The sequence below is a fragment of the Pseudonocardia sp. McavD-2-B genome, from assembly GCF_024124365.1.
In the GTDB taxonomy this organism is placed as follows: Bacteria; Actinomycetota; Actinomycetes; order Mycobacteriales; family Pseudonocardiaceae; genus Pseudonocardia; species Pseudonocardia alni.
This window is the reverse complement of sequence record NZ_JAMXSG010000432.1, coordinates 1-2,948: the sequence shown is the minus strand read 5'-3', so window position 1 is coordinate 2,948 and position 2,948 is coordinate 1. Positions and strand designations below refer to the sequence as shown.

The following is a 2,948-nucleotide window of genomic DNA, read 5'->3' as shown; positions in this document are numbered from 1 at the left end:
GGTGTGCGGCCGAGGGCCGTTCGATCGACGACGACGCCCTGGACGAGATCCGCAACATCTGCCGGTGTGGCACCTACAACCGCATCCGCGAGGCGATCAAGGCCGGCGCCGACAACATGTGACGACCATGCGCCCGCCGCACCGGGGACCCGGGCGGCGGGCGCAGCCCCTTCGGTCGACACCCGGGTCCCGGTTCGGGTGCTCTCCACCGGATCACCCGTACGAGTGGTCTACTCGGCGGTAGAGCAACCCCATCCTGCGGAACTTGTGGCGGCAAGTCATCCGCATCTGCGGGTAAGGGGACCCTGAACGCCAGGTCGTTGACCTGCGAATCATTGGATCTCGGACAGTCCGACCAGCGGATTTCCCTCTACGTGTGCCGCGCGTACCGACGCGTATCCGTCGAATCAGGCACGTCGTTGATCGTCCGAAAGCCCCGCAGTCGTCCCCCGCTCCCCGCACCGGACGTCGCATCGGGCGCGCACCGCAGCACATTCCGAGAGGACAACGATGCCCGCTCACAGCGCCACCGCCCCCGAGCGTCCGGCGTCCGGAGACGACCGCAAGAACGTCAGCCGCCGGCGGTTCCTCGGCTACCTGGTCGCCGCCCCGACGCTGGTCGTCGCGGCCGAGATCGGGCGCCAGACCTACTTCCCGGGCGTCCCGCAGGCCAACGCGGCCGCGATCCCGTCGCCGCCCCTGCCCGCCGAGCTCTACGACCTGCTCGACGTCATCCGCGACTCCGCGCGCCCGACCGCCAACCTCATCCGCATCGAGGTCAACCGCGACGGCACCGTCTCGTTCGCGCTGCCGCGCTCGGACAACGGCCAGGGCATCATCACCTCGACGCAGATGATCATCGCGGAGGAGATGAACCTCGACCCCGACCAGGTGATCGTCACCCTGGCCGACGCCCGCCCGGAACTGGTGTTCAACCAGCTCACCGGCGGCTCGACGACCACGTTCTCCACCTACACCCCGATCCGGGTCGCGGCGGCGCTCGCGCAGAAGCGGCTGCTCGACGCGGCCGCGAACGAGCTGCGCCAGGACGTGAACGTGCTGCGCAGCCGTCAGGGGCTCATCACCGGCAACAACGGCGAGCAGCTGCCCTTCGGGGAGCTCACCGAGCTGGCGTCCAGCTCGGTGAACGAGGCCGTCGACGTCGTCCTGAAGGACCGCGAGGAGTTCACCGTCATCGGGAAGCCGCGGACCAAGTCCGACGCGCGCGCCATGGTGACCGGGAAGAAGAAGTTCCTCGCCGACCTGCAGATCCCGGACGCGCTGCCGACCGTCATCTGCCGCGGTCCGAACATCAACTCGGCCCCGCAGGGTGTGCGCAACATCGACGAGGTCCGGAACATGCCCGGCGTCACCGACGTCGAGCAGGTCCCGACCGGCGTGGCGGTCCGCGCGAAGACGTTCGGGCAGGCCGTCGACGCGGTCAACGCGCTGCGTGTCGACTGGGACGGCGGCACGGTCGAGGGCGAGAACGACGAGTCCGTGCTGGCGGCCCTGCGCCGTGGCGAGCTGCCGCTGGCCGTGCCCCAGGTGCCGGGTGAGACCGTCGAGGGCGACTTCACGTTCTACTTCCGCAGCAACTCCGCGCTGGAGACCAACTGCGCCATCGCCGACGTCCGCGACGGCTCGGCTGAGATCTGGGGACCGTCCAAGTCGCCGATCGCCGCGCAGGCCGAGATCGCCAAGAAGCTCGGGATCGCGCAGAACGCGGTCACCGTGCACGTCACCGAGGGCGGCGGCTCGTTCGGCCGCCGGTTGTTCTTCGACGGTCTCGAGGAGGCCGCCGAGTGCTCGCAGGCGTTCGGCAAGCCGGTCAAGCTCATGTGGACCCGCGCCGACGACTCCCGCCAGGGGCGCACGCACCCGATGGCGACCACCCGGGTCCGGGCGCAGGTCTCCGGCGACGCGGTGTCCAGCTTCGAGATCCGCCACACCAGCGTCGCCTCCGAGATCAACCCCGGCCTGTCCGAGGCGATCACCGCCGCGGCGAACAAGGCTCCGGGCGGCAACTACACGATCTCGCAGAGCATCTACCTGACGACGCAGACCAACCCGTACAACGTCGGCGCTGCCACCTCGCTGCTCAACGAGGTCGACATGCGCTTCAACACCTGCTCGATGCGCAACATCTACTCGCCCGACACGGCCACGGCGCGCGAGCTGATGATCGACCAGGTCGCGGCGAAGATGGGCAAGGACCCGTACGAGTTCCGTTCGGAGTTCACCAAGCTGACCCGCTGGAAGAACGTCGTCGACCGGGCCGCGCAGGAGGCGGACTGGGGCAAGTCGATGCCGGAGGGCACCGCCCAGGGCATCGCGATGCACGTCGAGTACAAGGGCGTGGCCTGCGCCGTCGTCGAGCTGGACTGCCGCCCCGAGACGGTGAACCGGAAGATCCGTTCCGCTCGCACCGGCCCGCGCGTCACCAAGGTCACCTACGTCGTCGACGTCGGCCTGATCATCAACCCACGCGGTCTCGAGGCCCAGATGATGGGCGGGATCAACGACGGCATCGCGATGACGTTGACCTCAGGCCTGCACCTGGTCGACGGTCACTTCGTCGAGGCCAGCTGGGACAACTACTTCTACACCCGGCAGTGGAACACCCCGCCGGAGATGAACATCGTGCTCATCGAGGACTCCGAGGCCCCGGAGCCCGGCGGCGCCGGCGAGTTCGGCGTGGCGGCCACCTGCGGCGCGATCGCGAACGCCTACGCCCGCGCGACCGGGAAGGTCCCGACCGAGTTCCCGATCCTGCACAACGAGCCGCTGCCGTTCGAGCCGTATCCGACTGTCCCGCCCGTCCCGCCGTCGCCGACCAACGGCCTCGACTTCGTCCGCTGAGGAGACTGACATGCCTTCCCACACCTTCACGGTCAACGGCGAGAAGGTCACCGTCGACGTCGAGGACGACGTCCGCGTGCTCTGGG

At 69.0% G+C, this 2,948-nt stretch carries 1 protein-coding gene and 1 pseudogene; both read left to right on the top strand.

The window, feature by feature from the left end:
- A pseudogene (locus NH602_RS29755) lies at positions 1-122 on the top strand ((2Fe-2S)-binding protein); the annotation flags it as partial.
- A 388-nt stretch (positions 123-510) separates the two neighbouring features.
- Positions 511-2,862 (top strand): molybdopterin cofactor-binding domain-containing protein, encoded by a 2,352-nt coding sequence (locus NH602_RS29750; protein ID WP_253069551.1) that lies wholly within the window; start codon positions 511-513, stop codon positions 2,860-2,862.
- Positions 2,863-2,948: the final 86 nt, after the last annotated feature.